Annotated in this window: 15 protein-coding genes and 1 tRNA gene; 9 read left to right on the plus strand and 7 right to left on the minus strand. The window is 58.0% G+C overall.

Going from position 1 to position 24,951, the window contains the following annotated elements:
* Nucleotides 1-115 precede the first annotated feature (115 nt).
* Nucleotides 116-748, plus strand: a complete 633-nt coding sequence (locus tag Q5Q88_RS05390; protein WP_302742179.1) for a TetR/AcrR family transcriptional regulator — start codon at nucleotides 116-118, stop codon at nucleotides 746-748.
* A gap of 59 nt (nucleotides 749-807) precedes the next feature.
* Nucleotides 808-1,782, plus strand: a complete 975-nt coding sequence (locus tag Q5Q88_RS05395) for a DUF5692 family protein (RefSeq protein WP_302742181.1) — start codon at nucleotides 808-810, stop codon at nucleotides 1,780-1,782.
* Between the two features lie 590 nt (nucleotides 1,783-2,372).
* Here the strand turns inward: Q5Q88_RS05395 and Q5Q88_RS05400 are convergent.
* The 3 genes from Q5Q88_RS05400 to Q5Q88_RS05410 form a co-directional block, all read right to left on the minus strand.
* Complete coding sequence (locus Q5Q88_RS05400) at nucleotides 2,373-2,831, minus strand: hypothetical protein (RefSeq protein ID WP_302742183.1); 459 nt, start codon at nucleotides 2,829-2,831, stop codon at nucleotides 2,373-2,375.
* A gap of 173 nt (nucleotides 2,832-3,004) precedes the next feature.
* Entirely contained in the window at nucleotides 3,005-4,504 is a 1,500-nt protein-coding gene (locus tag Q5Q88_RS05405) for an ATP-binding protein (protein ID WP_302742184.1), read from the minus strand.
* Between the two features lie 604 nt (nucleotides 4,505-5,108).
* Nucleotides 5,109-5,441, minus strand: coding sequence for a hypothetical protein (locus tag Q5Q88_RS05410; protein WP_294121517.1), 333 nt, complete (start codon nucleotides 5,439-5,441; stop codon nucleotides 5,109-5,111).
* Between the two features lie 587 nt (nucleotides 5,442-6,028).
* Here Q5Q88_RS05410 and Q5Q88_RS05415 point away from each other — a divergent pair.
* The 5 genes from Q5Q88_RS05415 to Q5Q88_RS05435 are packed head-to-tail and all read left to right on the plus strand — an operon-like array spanning nucleotide 6,029 to nucleotide 15,912.
* The gene (locus Q5Q88_RS05415) at nucleotides 6,029-7,930 is read left to right on the plus strand and encodes a hypothetical protein (RefSeq protein WP_302742187.1); all 1,902 of its coding nucleotides are present in this window, start codon (nucleotides 6,029-6,031) and stop codon (nucleotides 7,928-7,930) included.
* A gap of 4 nt (nucleotides 7,931-7,934) precedes the next feature.
* Nucleotides 7,935-8,708 carry a hypothetical protein gene (locus Q5Q88_RS05420; RefSeq protein ID WP_302742189.1) on the plus strand — a complete coding sequence of 258 codons (774 nt, stop codon included), beginning with the start codon at nucleotides 7,935-7,937 and terminating at the stop codon, nucleotides 8,706-8,708.
* A complete protein-coding gene (locus Q5Q88_RS05425; RefSeq protein ID WP_302742191.1) occupies nucleotides 8,708-11,977 on the plus strand; it encodes a helicase-related protein in 3,270 nt (1,089 codons plus the stop codon). Before Q5Q88_RS05420 ends, Q5Q88_RS05425 begins: the two co-directional genes overlap by 1 nt.
* On the plus strand, nucleotides 11,916-14,195 hold the full coding sequence (gene drmB, locus Q5Q88_RS05430) for a DUF1998 domain-containing protein (protein ID WP_302742193.1): 2,280 nt from the start codon (nucleotides 11,916-11,918) through the stop codon (nucleotides 14,193-14,195). The genes Q5Q88_RS05425 and drmB overlap by 62 nt, the downstream gene beginning before the upstream one ends.
* A 1-nt stretch (nucleotide 14,196) precedes the next feature.
* Nucleotides 14,197-15,912, plus strand: a complete 1,716-nt coding sequence (locus Q5Q88_RS05435; protein ID WP_302742200.1) for an AAA family ATPase — start codon at nucleotides 14,197-14,199, stop codon at nucleotides 15,910-15,912.
* Here Q5Q88_RS05435 and Q5Q88_RS05440 read toward each other — a convergent pair.
* The 4 genes from Q5Q88_RS05440 to Q5Q88_RS05455 form a co-directional block, all read right to left on the minus strand.
* The gene (locus Q5Q88_RS05440; protein WP_294123347.1) at nucleotides 15,909-17,126 is read right to left on the minus strand and encodes a type II restriction endonuclease; all 1,218 of its coding nucleotides are present in this window, start codon (nucleotides 17,124-17,126) and stop codon (nucleotides 15,909-15,911) included. The two genes, Q5Q88_RS05435 and Q5Q88_RS05440, sit on opposite strands and share 4 nt — an antisense overlap.
* A complete protein-coding gene (dcm, locus tag Q5Q88_RS05445) occupies nucleotides 17,107-18,279 on the minus strand; it encodes a DNA (cytosine-5-)-methyltransferase (protein WP_294123349.1) in 1,173 nt (390 codons plus the stop codon). The genes Q5Q88_RS05440 and dcm overlap by 20 nt, the downstream gene beginning before the upstream one ends.
* A 406-nt stretch (nucleotides 18,280-18,685) precedes the next feature.
* Nucleotides 18,686-18,762: transfer RNA gene (locus tag Q5Q88_RS05450), tRNA-Met, on the minus strand.
* A 149-nt stretch (nucleotides 18,763-18,911) separates the two neighbouring features.
* Nucleotides 18,912-19,832 (minus strand): HAD hydrolase family protein, encoded by a 921-nt coding sequence (locus Q5Q88_RS05455; RefSeq protein WP_158574778.1) that lies wholly within the window; start codon nucleotides 19,830-19,832, stop codon nucleotides 18,912-18,914.
* Nucleotides 19,833-19,992: 160 nt separating this feature from the next.
* Between Q5Q88_RS05455 and rlmKL the strand changes: the two genes are divergently transcribed.
* The gene (gene rlmKL, locus Q5Q88_RS05460; RefSeq protein ID WP_302742196.1) at nucleotides 19,993-22,662 is read left to right on the plus strand and encodes a bifunctional 23S rRNA (guanine(2069)-N(7))-methyltransferase RlmK/23S rRNA (guanine(2445)-N(2))-methyltransferase RlmL; all 2,670 of its coding nucleotides are present in this window, start codon (nucleotides 19,993-19,995) and stop codon (nucleotides 22,660-22,662) included.
* A gap of 314 nt (nucleotides 22,663-22,976) precedes the next feature.
* Nucleotides 22,977-24,951, plus strand: a 1,975-nt coding sequence (locus Q5Q88_RS05465) for a KUP/HAK/KT family potassium transporter (protein WP_302742198.1), incomplete at its 3' end; no start/stop codon positions are given.

The following is a 24,951-nucleotide window of genomic DNA, read 5'->3' on the forward strand; positions in this document are numbered from 1 at the left end:
TGTCATATGCCGTTCAGCGAATTCGTTGACACTTTGTCAAATTATATATTGACGTTTTGTCAACAAAGGTCAAGACTGGAATCGGTAAAGGCAGGGACAACAAGGAGGAACGGTCATGGCCAGCGAAGCACCCGGTCACCACGAGCGACTCGCACACGACGATCGGCGCGGCGACATCCTCGCTGCCGTGTGGTCCGCCATCGAGGAAGACGGGATCAGCCGCCTGTCCATCTCTTCCATAACCAAGCGCGTGGGCTGCACGCGCTCGCTGTTCTATCACTACTTCCCCACTAAGGAAGACGCGCTGCAGGCCGTCCTCGACCAGAGCATCGATGCCTTTGTCGAGCGGCTCATCGATTGGAACGCCAGCCGTGTGCCCGGAGACATCGAAGGCGCCCTTGACCAAGCGGCCCATTTGCTCAAATCCATGGTGCGCGGCGATTCTGACCACACGGCGCGCTCCGTGGCGCACGGGGGAGATGCCTCGCTTTATGCGTCGTTCGTACATCGCGTTGCCGACCGCACCGCCCGCTACGTGTGCTCGTCGACCGTCGTTGACTTCGCCGCTCGCCACGAGGTGCGCATCGACCACCTGTACGAAACGTTCTACGTACTCATCACCGGCCTCATCATGTATGTGCGCACGCACCCCGATGCACCTGAGGAAACCATCAAGGATATCATCGCGAGCACACTGCACATCGAGGGCTACACGGCGAAGTACCCCGAACGCCGCCCCGTCCGCTAGGGGCTTCCTCCTCGAATGTCGATCAAGGCCGTTACGGCCCGAGATAGAAAGGGGAACAGATGTTGTTCCAGGTTTATGGCGAAAACGCCATGTTCCAGTGGCTGGGATGGATTATGGTCTTTGCGGGCCTCATCGCCGCCAACGAGATCGCCCGCCGCTCCAAGATCGGCGGCATCGTGTGCTTCCTCGGCATCCCCGCCGTGCTCACGGTGTACTTCATCTCCATCTACGTATGCGCCGGGATGGGAATGGAGTGGGCGCTCAACAACCCCACGTACCTGCACATGGGCAGCTGGTTCCACTACGCCAAGCTCTACGCCGCCACCGCCGGCTGCATCGGCTTCATGATGCTCAAGTACGGCTGGGGCAAGCTCGGGCGTAGCGAGGCCTTCAAGGTCTTCCCCTTCGCCATCGTGGCCATCAACATCCTCATCGCCGTGGTGAGCGACTTCGAGAGTGCCGTGCGTGCCTTTGGCACCACCTGGGTCTCCTCCGAGGGCGTTACCCTCATGGGCGGCTGGCACAACGTGTTCAACGGCATCGCCGGCCTCATCAACATCTTCTGCATGACCGGTTGGTGGGGCATCTACCGTTCCAAGAAGGGCGACGACATGCTGTGGCCCGACATGACCTGGGTTTACATCGTTGCTTACGACCTGTGGAACTTCTGCTACACCTACAACTGCCTGCCCACGCACGCCTGGTACTGCGGCCTGGCGCTGCTGCTCGCGCCTACCGTGGCGAACTTCTTCTGGAACAAGGGCGGCTGGATCCAGAACCGCGCAAACACCCTCGCCATCTGGTGCATGTTCGCCCAAGTGTTCCCGATGTTCCAGGATTACTCCGTGTTCTCCACGAACTCCGTGAACAACCCGCAGGTCAACCTGGCGGTCTCCGCGATCGCACTCACGGTGAACATCGCAGCCTTTGGCTACATCATGTACCGCGCCAAGAAGCTCGGCGTGAACCCCTACAAGAACGAGGTCTTCAAGGGCACCCGCGACTTCGAGCAGGCCATGTCCCGCGCCGCGTAGGACTTGCGCCTAAGCCACGTGCGTTGCCTCGGGATTCGGGACGCGTCTTGGCAGCAGTCGAATAGTGCCGCGCCGCGCCGATCCGCACGCCGCAGCCCATATCGATTCGCATGCTAGCATTTGGCACATCAATACGTCGTTCTGAACAGGTGGAGCCGCCCGTCAAGGGCGGCTCCACCTGCATGACGGGCTTTAAACCGACCTCCGAATCCACCAAGTCGAGCTTTTTCGTATTCAAATCAAATAATGGCGAGTAGCCCCGACAGACGACCCACCGTCACCTGCGGTTTTTCCTAACTTGAAACCCGGTGTACTCGGCTTCTCCGAAAACGAATACGAAAAAGCTCAAGATGCCACTTGCAGCCAAGCCCCGACACGCATCATGGGAAGCAGTTCACTTGGTTAGAAGGCCGGAGGAGCGGCGCATTGGCCTATTTTCAAGTCAGATTGGCTGAAATGCATCGCACTTTTTCGTAGCTTCGCAAGTTCGTGTGGGTACGGGCCACGCCGACCCGCGGCCCGGCAGCAACGGCTCCCATTCGGCGTCCACGCCGTTCGCGCACCGGGGAGCAAGAAGGCCCGGCGTCACCTCAGATGAGATCGCCGCCATCTTGCATAAACGACGCCATGTTAAGGCGCCCGACGCCGTCCCTCTCCTGCAGCAAGGGGTCAAGCGCGAAAAGGTAGCGCGAGCATCCGTCCCTGATGTGGCCGAACGGCCTGTACCCCCGCTCTTCCACGCCCCTATCGGCGATCGTTATCGAGACCTGGATGTAGGCGGCGATCGTCCGCCGCTCAACGGCGATGCGCTCCGTCTTGGTGAAGTGGTCGTGGAGGTTGGTGGGGCTTGTCGGGGCTCCGTAGTTGTTGATGGCGTAGGTCATGACGCGGTTGAGCATGTCGATGTTCCGGATCTTGTTGTGAGACCTGATGTCCTTGTCGACGATCTGCCCGACGACCTCCTCGTAGTCTCGGACGTTCTGCACCTCGTCGATGAAGAGGTATTTGGAGTCGTCATCGACGAGAAGCGACTCAATCTTTTCCTCCACCTGCTCGACCGTCCTTATCGAGCGGTTACCGCACTTGTCGAGGTCATGCAAATAGCATGCAGACAACAAAAAGCTCGTCGGCATAGCCGACGAGCTGCAAATTCTTGGTCGCGGGGGCGGGATTTGAACCTACGACCTCCGGCTTGTGAGCCCGGCGAGCTTCCAAACTGTTCCTATCGACGCAGGCGATAGCGTCGCTTGGGGCTATTGGCCATCCCGATTCCTTCGACAATTCCTTCCTCCATAAGCGCAGACAGATATCGGCGCACCGTTTTCACTGACATCCCCGACGCTTTCGCAAGTTCCGACGTGCTTACGCTCTCGCGATCGGCAATGTAACCAAGGATGGCAGTCTTAACGTTTTCCTTTGTGTATGAGCGGTCTTCCTGGTCCGCCATGCGTCGATGCCTCATGATCAAAACAAACTCATCGAGGGTGCTCTTCGCAATCGGCGCGGGCATCAAGGCCTGTTCGAGCTCCCTATTAATTGTTGGATAGCCTGAGCCTCGATTCTCGACGACGCGACCAACCCTGCCATCAACATCAGAGTAGGGCACATCCTCGAGAATTCGAGCTAGAAACTGGTTCCTCGAAGCCGTTGCGCCTCGTTGTCCCAAACGTTCAACCGTCAACGAGCCGAACAAGCCGCCGGGGTTGGACAACTCCATACGATCGGGGTAAAGGTCAATCATTACCGGGGTGCCTAACGCATCGGGAGAATAATCCCTATGCATCAACGCGTTGGCAACAGCCTCACGGACTGCAGCCAACGGGTAGTCCGGCACGTTTTCTCTCAACGCACCTTTTACGATTGCGCCATGCTTCATGTTTCGCGATGCAGCCCGCACCGCATCAACTACCATGATGGGTATTGGCCCATCGATATCAACCGAATCAGAAAAACGTTCCCCAGCTCTCCCCACTTCGCCCTTTTTCGGTGTCGGATAGGCTGTGAACACAATGTTGGCACGAGGAAAAAACTGTTGCGGAGAAAACCCCAATGCCATAATGCCGGCAACGGTCGGCCTCAAAACCCCTTCAGCATCGAGAGAAACTACACGCCGATTCGCCATGAGCTCCTCATCGCTTAAAGCCGCGGACCTGCCCAGTGTCGTCGACCTCACGCGCGAGAGCCATCCTGCGAGCAATTCTTGATCAAAGTCATCGATCGTTGCGCCCTCAACAACAACAGCATCGTTGCGCGCGCTTCGATATTGATTTTCGATATATCGATCGATTTCGTAAGATGACATCTTGTGGTCGCCATCGCCCGTTCTTATGTATGAGCCAAGGCGTTGACCGAGCTTTTTGACATAACATGGCTTCTCCCGTGGCGGAGCCTCGGGAACATTAACCACAACGACGGGCTTCGACTCAAACTCCAAAACCATGATGTCGACCATCTGGGGAGGCTCAACGAGTTCCCTCGCCGCTTGGGCGCTATGCGCCTGGATCATCTTCACATCGATGCCCACCGAATGGAAGCCGTCTTTTTCGCTGATGCCGAAAACGATCGTTCCGCCAGCTCCATTAGCAAAAGCGGAAATCGAATCCGGCATCGTCTTGGGAAAACCGCCTGCCGCGGTTTTGAGTTCGTATTCGGCAAGGTCCGTCCCTGCGGCCCTCATGTGCTCAACCGCAGCGGCCAACTCGATATCATTCGTTATGAACATAGCTGTCCTTCGATTGAATCATTAGTCAGCCCCTACTATACCCCAGCCATTCCCCAGTTCCGCAGTAAAGTTCCCTAGTTCCGCAGTAAAGTTCCCTAGTTCCGCAGTTTAGTTCCCTAGTTCCCTAGTTAAGTTCCTCAGCTTGCACCTTGCTGGCTTGTGTCAGATTGGGCATGCAGGGCCCGCTCTGTCCAAATGTCTCGATCTGTAATACCTAGCCGGCCAAATCGGGTCTACCTGTTACAGATTGAGATTTTCGACCGAAAAGTTGAGAATCGGGCCGATAACACAGCCCCCAGATAAGAAAAAAGCTCGTCGGCTATGCCGACGAGCTGCAAATTCTTGGTCGCGGGGGCAGGATTTGAACCTACGACCTCCGGGTTATGAGCCCGTTTACATCGCTATTCATTAGCGGCAATCCTTCGCATCCCCTTGTTTCCGCAGGTATGCATTTCCTGACTTCGCTCAATTCTTTCCTCGCAAATTCTTCGCGAAGATGATCCGAGGCTGATTCTTCGCGGATTCTTCGCGAGGAATCAGCCTCGGGCGCTACTGCGACAAGGTGCGACATTACTGCGACAAGGTGCGAAACTGAGCCGAGCGCCTACCTTATCGTGTAGAACTGCCTCGGGTCGTTGGGAGAGGAGCCGTGCCATTCGAGCAATCCCCCCTCCCCGACCAGCTTGCCGAGCAACCGGCTTGCCGTTCGACGATCCCTTCCAATATGCTCCGCGAGCTCCCTTGCCGTCACCTTTCCATTCGTGAAGGCAAGTCTTACGGCGGCGAGCTCATACTCCCCCAAGGAGGCGATCGCCTCGGGCGAAACCCTGTCCTCGAGCGCCTCGCTCCTCCTGACGGTCCGCGCCACGATGTTGTTCTCGAGCGTCAGCTGGACCTTCGTCCCGCCGGGCTCCGTGTAGACCGTGTGTTTCGTCAAGTAGATTTGAGCAGAATGGGCAGTAAAATCTGAGCAGGGTGAGCACGGAATGTGCTCATCATCTCCGCCCTGCCAGCGAAGCCGTAAAGACATCCCCCTGCGGGTGCGCATACCACGGCCATGTCCTGACGAGACCCTACAATCACCTCGGAGGGAAGTGATTAAGTTGCTCAGCGGAAATAATCTGTCGGAGACCTGCGGGATCCCACTAGAACGCAAACGCACCCATGTCGAGGTGGAGCGCCTTCCAGGGAGGCTCAACGGCGATGGGGATATACCCAAGAGGTTGATCTTGCCCAACGGCAAGATCTGACCCATAAGGACAACCGCCCGCCGCGTGACGGACGGGTGAGCGGTGTTCGGCACCCTCGTCGAGAGGTTCGACGTCTTCATGGAACGCGCAGGCGAGCTAAAGGCGATACGGCGTCAAAGCGGACGCTGGCTTGTGAGGGAAAGCGATGACAAAACCACACCCCCGCCCAAGCCTCCTTATTTCACAGCCCCATCTGCCGACACGCCAAATACCCGAGCACTAACACCCCAGTTTCTATGGGATACTTTTGTCAGAACATCGGACAGGAGAATCTATGGATGACCCTTTATTATCTTTCGCCAAGGATGCAAATACACCCACTTTGAATTGGTGCGAGTTTCTAGATCGATCTCTCGACCCCACTCACACTCTTTCTAGAAGGCAGCGCTGCACCGCCCTAAATTTATATCCGAACACCGGAATCACTTCCACATCGCTTGGCTTTTTGAAGCGCATGAAGGAGCTCGGACTCCCCGGCATGGTCATCGGCGTATCAGACTATCAGCGCGAAGCGCTCATGCTCTGCCTCGAACTTGCGTTTTCAACCGCATTGCGCACTAGGGTGAGACATTCGACTCTGCCTCAGAAGCTCCGCTTCGGCGATTTGATTGGCTTCTCTGACACGGTAATGGAATATAGAGGCACAAGCGAACATCCCGATCTCGGCACAGTTTTGGAATACTGCCCTGGCAGGAAGATGAAGCTTGACAGGTTCCCAAAGCTCCATCGGGTTCGCTCAGGGAGCACAGTCAATGTGCTCAATAAGAAGAGACTGTCCCTAAGTAAGCAGATTAAGGCTTACAGGGACAAACCCAAATCCCTCAATCACATCTTCGATGTCTGCTCGTACATACCCGAGGCAATCGGCATTGGAGTTCCAAGCACGCCACTGCCCAACGTTGCACCCAGGACTCTTGGGTCAATCGAAATCGAAGTCAAGCATAAACGCTACAGCCTCAGAGAACTATTACCCATAGCGCGTTATATGGGTGACGGAGATTACCATCTCGACTATGCGTACAAAATCGATGCTTCGCCTTCTGTCGTTTCCGCAAAACGCGATCGGGACGGAAATTCGGACCTATTTGACTTTGTTGACTACCTCGAACGAGGGGGGAAGCTGTCGTGCGTCATAGTCGAGCTTTCCAACCCCCAGGGACTGAACGGCTACATCGGCGAACTCAGGGACCTTTGGGAAAAGCACCGAGTTCATACCATGATTTTCTGCGACGCGGCGGTCGCAGCGGAAATTGAACATATCGATGACCTGAACTACGAGCGATTCATCTGGTCAAAACGGCTGTTGTCGCACCATGCGGACCTATTTCCCGATTTCTGCCTGAGCGGAGCACAGCAGGCACTCGTGAATCAAAGCTGCGCCATTCTTCCCATCGAGCCGAAGCAAGAGATTTCCAATTCTGCAAAAGGACTCGAAGCATTGTGGTCCGCTCAGCAGCAGATGACGCTTGATGAGCAGGCATCACTCTCTCAGCTCACCCGCCTACACTACCAAGCTCTTCGCCAAACAGCGCCACTCCCCCTCGACATACATCAGCAGATCGTCTCCCAGCTCGACAGCATCAAGAGATCATTATGCGGAGATTTGGGCGGGTATTCGCTGACCAAGGAGGAAACCTCCGTAGTCCGCGCCGTTTGCGATGAAATCCTCATCTCTTCCACACCGAGCACCTTGCCAAACAAGGCCGCAGCAATCGCAGGCAGACTTGAGACCCTTGGAAAAAATGAACGCCTCTGCCTAATTGTGCCCAACGAGGATTCCAGAATGACCGAAAGCCGTTTTTGGCGAGGCGAGGCATCGCGACTGGGGCTCGACCCCGGGCACTTGCGATTTTGCACACCAAGGCAATTCCTAAAAGAAGGCCCGTCCGCAAATGGCGAAGCAGTTGTTGTAAGCGGATGGTTCAATAGATCGCAAATGGACCAAATTCTTAATTCGGGCAATTCAGAACTCTACTATCTACTCCTATACACCGGCGAGGCACTAGAGGTCGATTGGTACAAGCTTGCTCCAAATGCTTGGAATCGCCGTGAGGTCAGCGCTTCCGCATGGAATCGTAATTGCCTCGAAAAGCTCGGCGTATCTCTACCCGAATGCCTAATCCTCCAGTCCAGTCCTACCCCCAGCCCCCCTCTCGTCGCAAGACGACCAAGGTGACCCGATGGAGAACCGTGAGCGCTTGGGAAGGGTAGCCGACCAGACGCGCATAATCAGACTGGAAGGTGACGAGCGCCTCGCGCGACAGGTATCTTTCTCGAATGGAGATTACTGCTTCTTAGAATGCGCGCCGGCAGGAGGCACGAGGCCATGCGTTGTGCCCGATCAATCCAACTTGGCATACGGGTGCCTCAGAAAAAATGCTGATTCCTTGGAACCCGGAGACGCAGTCCTCCGGATTCGAAGCGATGCAGACCGCATTGGGGACGCCGAGCTGTATTCCAACCAATACGCCATCGCCTTCTCGGAGGCACGCGCTTGGCACGTTCCTATTGATGCCGCGCTGAGATATATGTCGCGAAGCAGGATTGTCGACCGTATTTCAAACGCTGGGTGTTCGCGCAACTTTGCGACGATTTCTCGATGGATTGACGATCCCGACCTAATCATGCCGCACAGCAAAAAGGATGTCGAATATATCGGAAAGGCACTCTCCATGCCTTTTAGCGAGGAGGATATCCGGAAGATGTCAGAAGCTGCCAGCTATTGTCGAGGAGAGCGGATTACAAAGGGCAGGGACTTCGTGAGTGATGGAACCGATAGGTTCATGTTCCACTACCTCTCACTTGGATCGGCCCAAGCCGCCCTTCAAGAATGCAACAAGGAGTCAGAGGGACGTTGCACCTTTGAATTGCTTCGGGTGGACACAGTCAGCGACCGGATTGCTGTTCCCAGGAAAAAGCTTGGCTGGGTCATTCGTAGTAACATGGAGGAATAATGACAGATAACGATATGAGAGACGCGCTCTACAACGCCGTCTATGAGAACTTTGTCGGTCCGATTGATTCAGAAGACGCAGGACTCACCAAGCGATATCCCCTGGGCAATGCGGGATATGCGGCGGGCGTACTCTACCCAGTTGGAAGCAGCTTTTCCGAGACTCCGGATCATGATGAAAGCGATGCCCAACAATCAACGGACGACCCACAAAACAACGCTTCCAATACAGACGAAATCGTTGCCCCCGATGAGATTGAGCCACAATCCAGCGATCTTTCAGACTACGAAGAGCCCATTTCGCTCTCAAACTCCAACTTCCAATCGGCAATCAGCCTGACCGTTCGAATTCCGGACGACAGCTCCCTGAAGGTCGAAGTCCATGCCGCCACCTACAAGGAGGAGAAGTCCGACAAGACGAATTATCGTCGCCGTCCCATAACCTGGAACTGCACTGTCCGTATTCCCAGCAGCAATAACCCACGGGAGCAGATCGGTGTTCCAGAAACCAATCTGGAATTGGTCGCCGTCTACCGCTATCGCCCAGATGGCTACTCAACGGTTCTCAGCATCGCACTGAGAAACACAAATAAGGCATCAGACAGCGGCCGTTCCGGCCTTGGTAAACATTACTTCCAGTGCTCTCTAACCGTCAGCTCCTCGTCCGCCTTTCTCCCGGTTGAACTTCAACGGCCGGATGATTACCAAATGACAGAGGAAGAGCTTTCCGACTATCTCATCTACTCCCCTGTAAAGAACTACGCGCTGGGGCACGGCTGTGCCGCCGATTGGGATTCAGGTTCAGCGGCCCCAGAGACAGTCAGGACACGAATTCTGCCTCTTGAAGAAGTAAGACCGACCCTGTCGACGATTGAAGAACTTTCCGAAGTTCAATTCGAGATGCGCTCATTCGCCGAAGAGTCCAACTGGGAAGAGACTCGTGCCGCTCTCTCGGCTCTTTGCGATGCCTACGAGAGGTGGATTTCGGACACCTCCGACACCGCTCAAGATCTCCATGATTGGCGCCTCAAGCCGGCTACGGCTAATTTGGATAAATGCCGCGCCTGCCTTCGCCGAATGCGAGAGGGCCTCGACCTGCTCACAGTCGATGGAGTTGTTCGAAGTGCATTCATCATGGCGAACGAAGCAATGTATGAGCAGTACCTGCATTACAGCATCGCATCCAGGGCTGCAGACTCCCTCGAAGCCGCAGCAGCAAAACCGCGCGATTGGAGGCCTTTCCAGATCGCGTTCATCCTTCTCAACATCACCTCCATGTCAAAACCCGAAAGTGACGACCGCTCCCTACTCGATTTAATCTGGTTTCCGACCGGAGGCGGCAAAACCGAGGCGTACCTTGGACTTACCGCCTTCACGCTCATCTTAGAGAGACTCAACGGCGAGAAGTGTGACGGTACGAGCGTTATTATGCGGTATACGCTCAGACTGCTCACGAAACAACAGTTCTCTCGTGCGGCGGCCCTCATCTGCGCCCTAGAAGTCATGCGCGCGCGGAATCCAAACAGGCTTGGCAGCAAGCGCTTCTCTATCGGACTGTGGGTCGGACGCTCAACCACTCCAAATACTTGGGAACAAGCATTGCAGCTCTATGGAGACCTAAGAAGGGGCATCGAGCCCGAACAGGACAAAGGAAGTCTTCCTATACTCCAGTGCCCTTGGTGCGGCGAGCCCATGGGACAGGCAACAAAGGATGCAGCGGGGTATATCAAGACCAGAAAGCGCGATTCCACTGGAAAGAGAACCGATTACCTTCGCTTTTTCTGCCCGAACCATCAATGCCATTTCCATCAAGGAGACGACTCTCTCCCGCTATTAGTGGTGGATGAAGAGATCTATGAGAATCCACCTTCATTGCTACTTGGCACCGTAGATAAATTTGCGATGATTCCATATAGGAAGGAATCGTTCCGCCTCTTCGGCATAGGAGACGGAGGCGAGAGATTCCACACCCCGAAGCTGATCATCCAAGATGAGCTACATCTAATATCTGGGCCACTCGGGTCGATGGTCGCGTGCTACGAGACGTTGATTGACGCTCTTTGCAGCTACGGTAGTACTGGGGCATCTCCAAAAATCATCGCCTCAACCGCGACCGTAAGTCGCGCCAAAGAGCAATGCAACCAGATATTCGCCTGCGCAATGGACAATGTCTGCCAGTTCCCCCCTTCTGGGATCAGATATGATGACTCCTTCTTTGCACGCATCGATCATGGGGGTGACGGCAGACGGTACGTCGGCCTTTATGCCCCCAGCATCACCGCTGCCACCGCCTCCATCCGCCTTTATACCGAGTTGCTTTGGGAGCCTTGCACCTGGCAGGTGGATGACGATGTCATCGACCCATACTGGACCGTTACCGGCTACTACAACACCACTAGGGAGCTCGGCCAAGCTTTGACTTGGACAGTTGCCGACATCCCTGAACGCCTGCTCGAAAAGCGCCGAGCCAATCCTGTGGAGAAGCCCCGCTACCTCAATCGAACCCTTGAGCTTACCGGGCGCAAAAGCGCCTCGGATGTGCAGGACGGGCTAGAAAGACTGTCTGCTAAGCATGCAACGAATGGTGGCCACGATCGCTCTATAGACCTTTGCCTTGCAACCAACATGATTTCTGTCGGCCTTGATGTCGGCAGGCTAGGAACCATGGTCGTCGCAGGACAACCGAAAGAGACGTCGGAATACATCCAGGCAACCAGCCGAGTCGGCAGAAGTGATAACCATGGAATAGTATTCACGGCGTACAACGCATCGAAGCCAAGGGACCGATCCCATTACGAAAACTTCAAGAACTACCATCAGAGTTTCTACAAGCACGTCGAGCCCTCAAGCGCCACTGCGTTCTGTCAGCAGGTCAGGGACCGCGCCCTACCCGCAATCCTCGTCGCCCTCTATCGAATGCAAAACCCGTCGCTCGCCTCTCCGAACAATCCTCAGCTCCGCGCCATTGAGACGGCAAAGCAGATCATACTCACACGCATCAACAGCATCGACCCAAATGAGGTAAAAGATGCCGAAGCCGATCTGGACTACTGCATACAGCAGTGGGTGAACGAGGGTTACGACGTCTGGTACGACTTGGGCTTCCCCCAACCAGACACACCCACACCGCTTATCCACCCCGTCGGTGTCATTAATCCAGTTTGGGGAAACGCGGGGTTTGATGCCCCCACAGCAATGAGAACCGTTGATGGAGACTGTCAGGTCGCCGTTCTCCAGCGACGAAATGATGGGGAGGCAGATGATGTCTAGAAACCACCGCTCCAAAAGCAATCACAATCAAATCCAGAAGAAATGCAGCCTTCGCAAAAACCAGCTTTTCGGCCCATGGGGTCCCGGGGCGATACTTCCATGCCCTGACGGGTCGTCGTTGATGATTGCAGGACTTGATGAGTTCCCCTTCCAAAAAGATATGAATCAGGTTCACGATCGAAGACTTGCAAGCTTCATCGGCGTCACCCGCCTGCTTGAACCGCCAACGAATGAGGGCACCAGAATCTATGCAGTCAGATTCCCTCTCTGGATGTATTGTCCTAGGTGCCATACGATGTACAAAAGCAAACCCATTGAAACATCGATTCCGCGTTGCGGTAAACCCTCTTGCAATCATTGCAAATTGGTTCCAGAGCGTTTTGTCGTCGCTTGCCCAAATGGACATATTGATGACCTGCCCCTCCTAGAACTCATCCATGGCGAACCTGTTAATCCGGAAGAGCATGTTCTAGTAAGAAAAACGCGCGGAGGCAGCGGGACTCTTAGAGACATCTACTACTATTGCGAAAAATGCAACAAGGGCATCCCACTTGACACCATAGCCTCTCCTGGGGCTTTGGAGAAATATGGGTATCATTGCCGCGGCAGCAGACCTTGGCTCGAAGAAACCCCCTCTTCTCCATGCGACGCACCTACCTCGGACCTACGAGTCATTCAGCGAGGCGGAACCAACGTATGGTACTCGCAAACGATCAGCTCTATCTATATCCCAGATACGCATAGAAAAGCCGCTCTCGACTATGCGGAAGCAAAGTACGACTACCTCACCACCATCTCAGCATGTGGAGGGGAAGCATTCAGAGAGGTTCTTTCTCACGAGGCGAGACGCGCTGGAATTAACACCGACGAGCTGCTTGCAGCGTTCCAGTCTCTGCAGGAAGATCAAGGCGCACAATCGACGCGCTCGGAGCTTGCATATAAGCATGAGGAGTATGGCGTCCTATCCGACCCCGACAGATTCAAAAGCGACCTAGAATCGTTTGAGGGAAGCGCACTACCCTCTTCGGAGTACTCATCAAGGCTGCTGAAATCGGCCGTTGAATCGATATCCCTGATTTCAACCCTTAAAGAAACAAAGGCTCTTATCGGGTTTTCTCGCCTCTACCCCAATGTAAAGCCCGGCGTATCGTTCGACGAACAGCGTTCGATGCTATCACGGAATAGGCTCGATTGGGCGCTTGCAACCCAACTAACCGGAGAGGGCGTCTTTCTCAAGCTGAACGAGGGACTACTAGACGCTTGGAGCTCTATCCCCTCCGTGCGGAAACGAACCGAACAGCTTGAAAGTAATCTAAAGCACCCAGCGAACAGCTTTAACGCTCAAGAAGCTGATGGCACGCTTAACCCCCGCTACATTGCGCTGCACACCCTCGCCCACATACTCATGCTAGGGATAACGCAGGAATGCGGCTACCCAACGGCATCTGTACGCGAGCGGATCTACTGCAACCGCTCCCTTGATGATCCCTCGGATCAATCTATGAACGGAATCCTGATTTACACCGCTTCTGATGATAGCGAAGGGTCGCTAGGCGGACTCGTCCGTGCGGGTCGTCCCGGTATTTTTGAGCGAATCTTCGACAAGGCGATTTCCGATGCGCGATGGTGCTCCTCAGACCCCGTTTGCATCGAATCCCCCGGGCAAGGGCAGGGGTCGTGCAACCTTGCCGCCTGCTACAGCTGCGCCCTTGTCCCAGAAACATCCTGTGAGAACGCAAATAAGATTCTTGATAGGGCAATGCTGACTGGGACGCTCGAAGACCCGAGTATTGGGCTGTTTAATTTTGACGGCGGCCCTATATCGAACGATAGCCAAATGGCCGTAAGGGAGCCGCTGAGCCTTCTGGACGATACCGACTATTCCCAAACATCCGTAGCTGATATCTGTTCATCCGCTTCGTACGGCATCAAACCATCAGAAGCCGAATACATTAGTTTTCTTTCTGACGCCCTATCCTTCAAGCACATAGAGCATCCAGCCCCAAATTGCATAATCGGCAACCAGAGCATAGAGATACCTGCCACCCTTGGATGGGCGGTTGCCCGTGTCGCCCTTCTATCCCAAGAGGATGTTGAAGACAGCGGGATGTCTCTTGAAGAGCTGCGGGATGCCGCGCGCGGTTGGGACGTATATGCAATAGACGACGCTCCCGCCCCCGAAGAACTGCTCAACATCCTGGAGAATAACTGTGGCTAGAATGATTCCCTCGCGTGGCCCACGCGACTTTACCCCTGCGAGCCAAGAAGGAATAATCTATGATGCCTTGGCCTCACTCCCAGATGAATTCGTCGTGGTTCACTCGATGCGCATGGTCACCTCGCTACGTGACGACCTTCGGGAAAACGAGGCCGACTTCATCGTTTTCCACCGAGATCTTGGAATTCTGTGTATTGAGGCCAAGGCGGGACAAGTCAAGTATGAAGCCGGGGAGTGGCGGTACGGAAGCGGCCTATTGATGCCGCGCGGAGGCCCATACAACCAAGCTTCAAATTCAAAATACAGGCTCATCGATCGCTTCGAGCAGCTCCGTATGAGAGATACGCTAAGGCACTGCAAGCTGCTTCACGCGGTGTGGTTCCCCTCCGTCCGAAGGGAGGCGCTCTGCGGATACTGCCTTCCACCCGAGGGCGATCTTAAGATTACTCTCTTCTCCAACGACCTTATTGATCCAGAGCCTTCGATTCGGCGAATCTTCTCTCTTCAGGTCGCTGGAACCGCAACGCAGCTATCAGAAAATGATGAAAACAGGGTCATATCGAAGGTTCTTTGCCCCGAGCTTAACCTAATTCCCAGCAAACGCTTCTCATACGATCTAGCAGAGCTTGCCTTCATTAGATTGCTTCAGTCTCAGCAACGCGTTCTGGATTTTCTTTCTGAGCAAAAGAGCGCAATCATCTCCGGACCGGCAGGATCTGGAAAGACCCTCATCGCCGTCGAGCGTGCAAAACGCGCGGCGAGCACCGGAGACGAGGTCCTTTTCCTGTGTTTCAACACTATGCTAAAGAACGACATTGCCAGTCGACTCGCCGAATTCAGCCGGATCGAGGTAAAAACCATCGCAGGACTTGCGCACGAGAAATGCCTGACGTCTCCCCCTAGCTACGAAGGCCTCGCGGAGTATCTACTTACTCTCGATGAGAACTCTTTCCCATATAAACATGTTGTCATCGATGAAGGACAAGATTTTGGAATAGCCGAAATCGAACAGTCGGAGATCTTGGACCTACTCTTCGACCTCATCAAGAAAAAAGATGGAAGCTTTTACCTCTTCTACGACAAAAACCAGTTCATCCAAGGCTCTGAGCTTCCAAGCTTCTTGTTGCAGGCTGACTGCAAGCTATCCCTCTATGTAAACTGCAGGAACTCTGTCAATATCGCCCGATGCTCATACGGGGCTCTTGAGTCAAATCCGGGAATTGAGACGAAGACCACCTCCGCACCTGGATCTGCCCCGAAAATGATAGCGACAACCAACGTCGGCAAGATGATCGAATTCATCAACCGGGAGATTTCCGCCTTACAATCAGCAGGGATTGATGACATTGTGATCCTCACCTGTTCATCTGTAACGCAATCTCCCCTGAATGAGGAGGTTGTCGACGAGCGCTGGCGCGGGAGCGACGTGCCCTTCTATTCCTGCCGACGCTTCAAAGGCCTCGAAGCTGACGCTGTTATTCTTGTCGACATCAATAGCGATCTATGGGATGACGCCGAATTGAGCGGCGACTACGACTCAGGCGACGGACTCATGTTCTACACCGGAGCTTCCAGAGCAAAACATGAGCTTAGACTGGTCTTCGATATGTCGGAAACCGAAAGCCTTGCAGTTCTAGAAAAACTCGGCATTCAGGCTCAGCGAAAGCCCCTCAGGTCACTTGCTCGTCGCCTCAACGCCCTCATTGTCCCGGCCTAATCGAGCACTAGCTGCCTCTTCTCGACCATCTCGCAGAAGCCGCCGACATCCATGAGCCACTCCTGCTGGGAGGGCGTGTAGGTCGGGAAGAGCTGGGCGGGAATGACGAGCTGGAGCCTGCTGTCGCGCATGGCGTTCGTGTAGTCCGTGCTCACGGCGGGCTCCAGCGTGATGAGGTGCTTGCGCTCGATGCGGTTCGCCTCCTCCAGAACCTGCCTCCAGCGCTCCTTGATGGTTGTCTTCGCGCCGAGCATGGTAAGGCTCGCCGAGGGGAAGCTCTCGTCGCGGTAGCACTCGATAGATGGGAAGATGAAGTCCGGCTTCGACTTGCCCTCGGTGTAGGGTTGCGCGGAGTAGCGGATCCCCCTGCCCTTGAACAGGAACTCGAGCTGGTGCTCGAACGCGGTGCCCGCGCGGGACTTCCTGCGCTGGAAGGTGGACATGGTGGTCTTGAGGACGCCGTCCACGTCGAGCTGGCCGTTCAGGTAGGGCGCGAGGTCCCGTTCGAGCAGGTGGCGCTCGAACACCTTGAACAGCATCTCCTCGCGCTCGTAGCAGGAAAGCAGGCTGCCGTCGGGGTCGCCCGCCCAGTCGAGGTCGTCCAACGTGGACACGGAGTATTCGGTGAAGTCCAGCCCGCGCGGGAACGCGTGGCCGAACCTCCCCACCATGTCGTCCAGGTACGCGTCGGCGCTCAAGGGCGCGCGGGTCTCGATGCCCATCATGCCGAGGATGCGCGAGGCCACCGCTCCGATGCGGTTGCGCTCGCCCTTCGACACTGCGTAGCCGGAGCGGTCCGGTTCCTCGAAACCGAACAGCCATTTGAGCTGGGACTCGATACTCGAGCCCTTCTTGGCGAAAAGGATAAGCAGCCCCAAGTCGTCTGAGTTGGCGAGCACCATGAGATCGCCGGTGCGCGCCTGCCGTATCGCGGGGTTGTCCTTGTAGTAGAGGCGGTACTCGGTGCGCGTGGGGTGCTTGCGGCGCGCGTCGTACCAGGTCACGGTCCCGTCGCACATCTCGGGCTCCGCCTCGTCGCACATGTAGGCGAACGTGGTGCGGATGTCGCGGATGTCGTCGTCGCCGAACAGCGACCTCAGCGGCAGCGTGCCGTTGAACTCGTGCTGGTTGCTCTTGCCCGCGTCGATGTCGACGTCAGCGAGGACCTTCGAGACCGCGCCGTCGAAGTAGCTGCTAAGCGCCCCGTAATCCATCCTTGCACGCCCCCATCATGAGCTTGGCCACCGAGCGGATGACAGGCACCGTCACCGAGTTGCCGAACTGGCGGTATGCCTGTGTGTCGGAGACCGGGATAATGAACCGGTCGGGAAATCCCTGCAGGCGCGCGCACTCCCTGGGGGTCAGCTTGCGGGGATTCTCACCCTCGCCGCGCGAGACCAGGATCTCACTCCCGTCCTTATGATAGCGCGCGGAGAGCGTCCTCGTGGTATCCGAGGGGGTGATGAGGCCGTAGCCGAACCCGTTGCCGGCGGCCTCGTGTTTCGCCTTGTACGCCTTCAGGTAGGACCACAGCTTGTCGGAGAGCACGTACCTCTCGTCCGCGTCCTCCTCTAGGATCTCCGCTGCCTTCTGGCCGCTGTTCGGGCAGTCGAGGTCGTCCCACGAGAAGTCGACGTCGTCACGGAAGCCGACGATGTAAATGCGCTCGCGGTGCTGGCACGTCCAGCCCTTGGAGTCCAGGACCTTGTAGTGGACGTGGTAGCCGAGCTCGTCCTGCAGGACCTGCATGATGACGTCAAACGTGTTTCCCTTATCGTGACTCACGAGGTTCTTCACGTTCTCGAGCAGGAAGGCCTTGGGGCGCTTCTCGCTCAATATGCGGGCCACCTCGAAGAAGAGTGTGCCCTGGGTCTTGTCCTCGAAACCCGTGGCGCGGCCGAGCGAGCGCTTCTTAGACACGCCCGCGAGTGAGAACGGCTGGCATGGGAAGCCCGCGAGCAGTACGTCGAAGTCGGGAATATCGGATGCTGCGACCTCACGTATGTCGCCCGCCGGGGTCTCTCCGTAGTTCATGCGGTAGGTCTTCTGGGCGAATTTGTCCCACTCGCACGAGAATACGCACCTGCCGCCGAGCTCCTGGAACGGCATGCGGATCCCGCCGATGCCCGCGAACAGGTCGATGAAGGTGAATGCGGGCTCCCCCTCCTCCTCGGGCGCAAAGGGGGCACGGTGGCCGAGGGTGGAGATGTACTTCGACTCAGCTGCGGTGGGCCTCGTCTCGCCCGTCTCCCAACGGCGCACCGTGCGCTCGCCGTTGGGACCCATGCCCAGCGCAGCGGCGAACTCCTTCTGGGTCAGGCCCAGCTCCTGCCTTTTGGCCTTTACCTCATCTGTTGAAAACTGCATGACGTACCTTCTGGATAACTAACAGGACGTTATGTCCTCATTTTGCCACAGCGGGTCATTCATAGATATGATCGGCAAACGAGATGCCTGCGGCCCATGGGTTCCTCACTTCCACTTAAGCCAACTGGAATACGCCACCGAATACACACCCCATCCGCCGGAGCAGTCCCGATAGCGATAAGCTACCCTCTCGTCCGGACTTTATTATTGCTTTCAGCTCGTTAGGGAATGGGGGCGTCCGTTGGTCAATACTTGCCAGCAGCGTCTTTTGTTTACAAATAACCGCCTTCTCCGCTTCTTAGCATCTGGCTTTTTCTTCGCAAATTCTTCGCGGCTTTTAAGCGAAGGTGGAATCAAAAAAGAAAAGCAGCTCAGAAGATTTAACCTCTGAGCTGCTAAAAATTCTTGGTCGCGGGGGCAGGATTTGAACCTACGACCTCCGGGTTATGAGCCCGGCGAGCTACCAGACTGCTCCACCCCGCAATGTCTGGACGCACCGTGTGCGCAAGGAGTTATATTACGCGCAGAGCCCCTTCATTGCAAGGGCCTCCTTAAGTGTCTTCACAATTCTGACACCTTTCAACCCCGTTGGAATCGACACGCCGTTCCCAACGGTGCCCTCCGGGCACATGCTAAATCAAACCGAAATGCCGCAGCGCGTGGACCACGCCATCGTCCTTCACATGGTCGGTCACGTAGTCCGCGCGCTCCTTGAGCACCGGCATCGCATTACCCATGGCGACCTTCGTCTCCACCGCATCGAACATCGGGAGGTCGTTCTCGGAGTCACCGAACGCGAACGTGCCCGCGACTTCGCGCCCCTCCAGCTCCAGCACCTTGGCAATGCCGCTCGCCTTGGTCACGCCCCTCTGCGAATACTCGCTCGCCAGGCCCATATCGCACACGTCGAAATTGGCCTCGACCAGCTCGCACAGGCGGGCGTCGCCCATGATCGAGGGCGCCTTCAACATCCCGGGCTGCGTGAACTTGCAAAACCGCAATTCGGGAGCGAGCCCCAGCGCCTCCTCGAGGGAATGGGCGACGGGCATGTCGGGAAACGCCGGGACGGCCTCCAGCGTCCGCGACACCACGAGCGGCGTCTCGCGCGATTCGAACATCACCGTCGTGTCCACGGCGAGCACCAGGCGAATGAGCTCAGCCGCCAGCTCGGAATCGATCAGCGTCTCGTGCACGACCTCGCCGCCCAGCGACACGCACGACCCCGCCGCGGAGATCACGCCGTCGAACCCGGCGGCCACGAGCGCGTCGCTCACCATGGAAAGCGGGCGCCCCGTGCAGACGTACGCATGGTGCCCGCGCTCCCGCAACCGCCCGATTGCGTCGAGCACGCCCGACGTCGGCAAGATCTTGGTGAAATCCTCCCCCTCGGGGATGTTCGCAGGGTCCACCCAGACGAGCGTGCCATCTACATCGAAGAACAACGACGCCGAGGAGTCCCCCAATCCGCGCGCCGTCGATGTAGCCAAAGCCGCTCCGGCCTCCATAGAGGCCCCCGCAAGGGGCGTCCAAACCGCACTCGAATCATCGAGCATACATATCCTTCCCCTCTCTTGTGCTCGAACCATGATAGCAAGCTCATCAGCACAGAAGAGGAGCGTACGCGTAAGGAAGCTGCCATAATACAAAGAGATTATGGACAGACGGCCGCGCATCATACACACGATTTTGCCGCCACTTATATTAGGAGTGACCATGGCGCAGACGCCCCTCACGCCTCCCAACACTGCCGCGCACGAGTTTTACGCGAGCTGCCCCGAGGGCTTTGAAGCCGCCCTTGCCGACGAACTGCGCTCTTTCGGCCTGCGTCAGGTTCGGCGCCTCAAGGGCCGCGTCACGTTCGCGGGCGCGCCCCTCGATGCCTACCGCGCCTGCCTGTGGTCGCGCCTGGCGAGCCGCGTCTTTGTTGCCCTCGCCCGCTTCGATTGCATCACCGCGGACGACCTGTACGAGGGCTCTCGCGCCATCGCTTGGGAGAACGTCCTCGCGCCTGGCGCAACCATCGCCATCTCGGCGCGCGGCACGAGCGATGAGCTGCGCAACTCCCATTATTCCGCCCTGCGCGTGAAGGATGCCCTGTGCGACCGCCTCGTCGAGATCGCCGGCCGTCGCCCCAACGTGGACGTGGATGACCCCGACGCGCACATCCTCCTCTCGCTGCGCGGAGACCGCGCCAGCCTGCACCTCGACCTTTCCGGCGACCCGCTGTTCAAGCGCCTCCCGCGCGAGGCGATCCGCCCCGGCGCCGCCCACGTGCTGCGGCCCGACTACGCCGCACTGGTCCTGACGCAGCTTGGCTGGCAACAGGCCTGCTCGCACGCCATGACATACGCGAGCGACACGGCGGCCTCCATCGCGGACGACGGCACCGACTCCGTCTTCCCCATCCTGGTCGATGCCTGCTGCGCTGGCGGCGGCATCGTACTGGAGGCAGCCCAGATCCTCGCCGACCGCGCGCCCGGCCTCGAGCGCGACAACTGGGGGTTCAAAGCATGGGCGGAGCACGACGAATCCGCGTGGCTCTCCCTGCGCAAAGAGGCGCTCGGGCGCATCGACGCGGCGCGCGACCGCACGGCGCGCATTCTTGCCACCGACATTTCCGGTGACGCCGTCTCGTGCGCGCGCCGCGTCCTCAAGGCATCCGGCCTCTCGGACCGCGTGATCTTCGCCCAGCCCGACGCGCAGAAAATCGTCCGCAAACTCGCCATTCCCGCTATCGGCGACACCCAGGTCGTCGGCGGCATCGTCATCGACACGACCGAGGTCCCCCTCACCAAGCTGCCGCGCCTCCTCTCCCTCGTTACCGACCTGCGCACCGGCGCGGGCGCACCCTTTGGGGAAGCCCTCGTCGGCAAGCCCGTCACCGTCCTCACGCGCGACAACGTCCTCGAGCAAGCCCTCGGCACCCCCCGCGGTCGCCTGTCCATCATGCCGAACAACGAAGGGGCTCAGCTCCTCACGTTCGCCGAATTCTCTGAGGGTGACCACGAGGACACCGAGGCCGCAGACGACGAGCGAGTCGCACCCGCGGGAACCACCACCATCGACCTGGGCGATGGTAAGCCCCGCCCCGTCATGTTGCCCGAGTCCGAGCAGTTCGCGCGCCGTCTGCGCAAGGTCGCTAAGCAGCGCCGCAAGTGGGCGCAGCGCGAGGGCATCACCTGCTACCGTGTCTACGATGCGGACCTGCCCGATTACTCCGCCGCCATCGACCTGTACGAAGGCAGTGCCACGACCCCGGGCCGCTGGCTCGTAGTTGCCGAGTATGCCGCCCCGCGCCACATCGACCCGGCACTCGCCGAGGCGCGCTTGCTCGACATGCTCGCCATCGCGCCGCGCATCCTCGACGTGGACCCCGAAAACGTATTCGCCAAGGCCCGCATCCGCTCGCGCGGCGGGTCGCAATACGGCAAACAGGCGGGCGGCACGTCCGCGGCGGCGATGGGCGGCAACGGTTCCGCCGGCGTGCGCAAGGGAGGCGCCGGCCGAGGCTCGAGCCCCAAAGCCGCCGCTCGCGCACCCCAGGGCACCGGCGTGGGAACCCCGTCCGACATCCGCACCCGCAGGCTCCCCCTCATCGAAGAAGGCGGCCTCACCTTCGCCGTCAACTTCAACGACTACCTCGACACGGGCATCTTCCTCGACCACCGCATCACGCGCAGCCTGGTGCGCGAGCACGCCCGCGGCAAGCGCTTCTTCCTCAACCTGTTCGCCTACACCGGCACGGCTACCTGCTACGCGGCCGATGCCGGCGTGGAGGAGACCGTCACCGTGGACCTCTCCAACACCTACCTGGACTGGGCCGAGCGCAACATGGAGCAAAACGGCTTTGTGGGCCCCGACCACCATTACGTGCGCGCCGACGTCATGAGCTGGATCCGCGACATGCGCGCCACACGCAACCGCTGGGACCTCATCTTTTGCGACCCGCCCACCTTCTCCAACTCGAGCAAAATGGGTCGCCGCACGTGGGATGTCCAGCGCGACCACGTGGAGCTGCTCGTGGGCCTCTCGCGCCTGCTCTCCCGCAAGGGCGAGGCGATCTTCTCCTGCAACCTGCGCACCTTCCGCCCCGATACCGAGGAGCTCGCCCGCGCCGGTGTGGTGCTCACCGACATCACCGCGCAGACCATCCCCGAGGACTTCGCCCGCAACCAGCGTATTCACCACTGCTACCTGGTCCGCCGCTACACCTCCGAGGAGGCCATGCGCATGGTGGGCATGGACGAGAGCGCCATTCGCGAGCGCACGCGCGAGCTGCGCGAGAACGCCCGGCGCCATGACGATGCACGCGGCAGCGAGCCGAGCGGCAGCAATACCCGGCGCGAAAAGACGCGCCGCCGCGATGCGCGCGGCGGGCGCTGACCCAATATGAGGGCCTAAGGGGCGCGCACTCCTCGGTATCTGCGTTCCCCGAGAGTTAACTCTCGGGGAACGAATCGGGCGAACCGGGAGAAAAGCTCCCGCGAGAGTTAACTTTCGCGGGAGGAGGGCAAGGGATAGGGAAAGGAAACGGAAGCAACCCATCCTTCTATTTGCGTTCCTGCTGCTTGTGACATATAGCGTTTGCCCTGCACAATCCCTATAATGGCTTGAACGTTAGATGGCATGCACATGCCTCTCGGCGCCCGGGCACGCGTGTCCCCGCCGGGTCACACTCGCCAAGGAGCAACACCGCAATGGCACAAGCAACTGAATCCACCGCGGCGGAACACGGTTCGCACGCGATCCCCGTGAGCATCGGCGCGATGCTCATCACGCTGGGCGTGGTGTACGGCGACATCGGCACCTCGCCTATGTACGTCACCAAAGCCCTCCTCGCTGGCCAAGGCGGCATCATGACCGTCACCGAGGAGTTCATCCTCGGCGCGCTTTCGCTCGTCATCTGGACGGTCACGCTGCTCACCACCGTCAAATACGTACTCGTCTCCCTCAAGGCCGACAATCACGGAGAGGGCGGCATCTTCGCCCTCTACAGCATCGTACGGAAGTACGGCAAATGGCTCATCATCCCCGCCATGCTTGGCGGTGCAGCCCTGCTCGCAGACGGCATCCTCACCCCGGCGGTCACCATCACCACCGCCATCGAGGGCCTGCGCACCATCCCCGCGGTCCACGGCATCATGGGCGACAACCAGATGAACGTCGTCGTCATCACGCTCATCATCGTCTGCCTGCTCTTTGCCGTACAGCGCGCCGGCACTTCCAAGATCGGCCACGCCTTCGGCCCGGTCATGACCTTCTGGTTCCTGTTCCTCGGCGGCGCGGGCCTCATGTACGTGATCGGCAACCCCGTGGTGCTGCTCGCGTTCAACCCCATCCGCGGCATCAGCTTCCTGCTGTCCCCCAACAACCACGCCGGCATCATGATCCTCGGCAGCTGCTTCCTCGCCACCACCGGCGCCGAGGCCCTCTATTCCGACATGGGTCATGTTGGACGTGGCAACATCTATGCCACCTGGCCGTTCGTCAAGATCTGCCTCATCCTGTCTTACCTGGGCCAGGGCGCATGGCTGCTCGCGAACGCAGGCAATGCCGACCTCGCTCTCATTGAGGACCTCAACCCGTTCTTCCAGATGCTTCCCGAGGCCGTGCGCCCGTTCGGCGTCATCCTCTCCACCTGCGCGGCCATCATCGCCAGCCAGGCCCTGATAACGGGTGCCTTCTCGCTCGTGTCCGAGGCAAGCCGCCTGGACCTCATGCCGCATATGCAGATCTTCTACCCCGCCGAGACCAAGGGCCAGCTCTACATCCCGATGGTCAACAACGTCATGTGGGTCGGCTGTATCGTCGTCGTACTGCTGTTCCAAAGCTCCGCGCATATGGAAGCTGCCTACGGCCTCGCCATCACCATCACGATGATCTGCACCTCTGTCCTGCTGTTCTTCTACCTGCACGGCCTCCGCAAACTCAAGGTGTTCCCCTGGGTATTCGTCGTCTTCTTCGTGTCGCTCGAGGGCTTCTTCTTCGTGTCCTCGCTCACCAAGTTCTTCCATGGCGGCTACTTCACCATCCTCATGGCAGCCCTCATCATGGGCATCATGGTGAGCTGGTATAACGGCAGCCGCGTCGAGCGCCGCCAATACACCATGCTTCCCGTGCGCAAGTACCTCGACCAGCTCGACCGCCTGCGCAACGACCATCATTACGAGACGCTTTGCGACAACCTGGTGTACCTCACCAACAGCACGTCCACCGACATGCTCGACCGTGACATCCTCTACTCCATCTTTGACAAGCATCCCAAACGCGCACGTGCGTATTGGTTCCTCAACGTTGAGGTCACCGATGAGCCCCACACGTTCGAGTACTCCGTGGAGAATTACGGCACCGACTTCGTGTTCCGCGTCCACCTGTACTTGGGATACAAGGTTAACCAGCGCGTCAATGCGTACTTGCGCCAGATTGTCAGCGACCTGTCCGCCTCCGGCGAGCTGCCGGCCCAGGTTCACGACTACTCCGTGTACGAAAAACCGGGCAATATCGGCTCGTTCCGTTTCTGCCTGATCCGCAAGACGCTCGCCCCCGAGTCCGATGTCGAATCGCAGGAGCGCACGGCGATCGCGCTCAAATACACCATCCGCCGGTTCGCCGGTTCGCCGGTGCAGTGGTTCGGCCTGGAGAACTCCAGCGTGTTCTACGAGTACGTGCCGC

The organism is uncultured Collinsella sp., from assembly GCF_959026545.1.
GTDB lineage: Bacteria > Actinomycetota > Coriobacteriia > Coriobacteriales > Coriobacteriaceae > Collinsella.

Coding starts and splice junctions, on each gene's coding strand:
- Q5Q88_RS05390 (WP_302742179.1), top strand. CDS start 116: ATGGCCAGCGAAGCACCCGGTCACCACGAGCGACTCGCACACGACGAT.
- Q5Q88_RS05395 (WP_302742181.1), top strand. CDS start 808: ATGTTGTTCCAGGTTTATGGCGAAAACGCCATGTTCCAGTGGCTGGGA.
- Q5Q88_RS05405 (WP_302742184.1), bottom strand. CDS start 4,504: ATGTTCATAACGAATGATATCGAGTTGGCCGCTGCGGTTGAGCACATG.
- Q5Q88_RS05415 (WP_302742187.1), top strand. CDS start 6,029: ATGGATGACCCTTTATTATCTTTCGCCAAGGATGCAAATACACCCACT.
- Q5Q88_RS05420 (WP_302742189.1), top strand. CDS start 7,935: ATGGAGAACCGTGAGCGCTTGGGAAGGGTAGCCGACCAGACGCGCATA.
- Q5Q88_RS05425 (WP_302742191.1), top strand. CDS start 8,708: ATGACAGATAACGATATGAGAGACGCGCTCTACAACGCCGTCTATGAG.
- drmB (WP_302742193.1), top strand. CDS start 11,916: ATGGAGACTGTCAGGTCGCCGTTCTCCAGCGACGAAATGATGGGGAGG.
- Q5Q88_RS05435 (WP_302742200.1), top strand. CDS start 14,197: ATGATTCCCTCGCGTGGCCCACGCGACTTTACCCCTGCGAGCCAAGAA.
- Q5Q88_RS05440 (WP_294123347.1), bottom strand. CDS start 17,126: ATGGATTACGGGGCGCTTAGCAGCTACTTCGACGGCGCGGTCTCGAAG.
- dcm (WP_294123349.1), bottom strand. CDS start 18,279: ATGCAGTTTTCAACAGATGAGGTAAAGGCCAAAAGGCAGGAGCTGGGC.
- Q5Q88_RS05455 (WP_158574778.1), bottom strand. CDS start 19,832: ATGCTCGATGATTCGAGTGCGGTTTGGACGCCCCTTGCGGGGGCCTCT.
- rlmKL (WP_302742196.1), top strand. CDS start 19,993: ATGGCGCAGACGCCCCTCACGCCTCCCAACACTGCCGCGCACGAGTTT.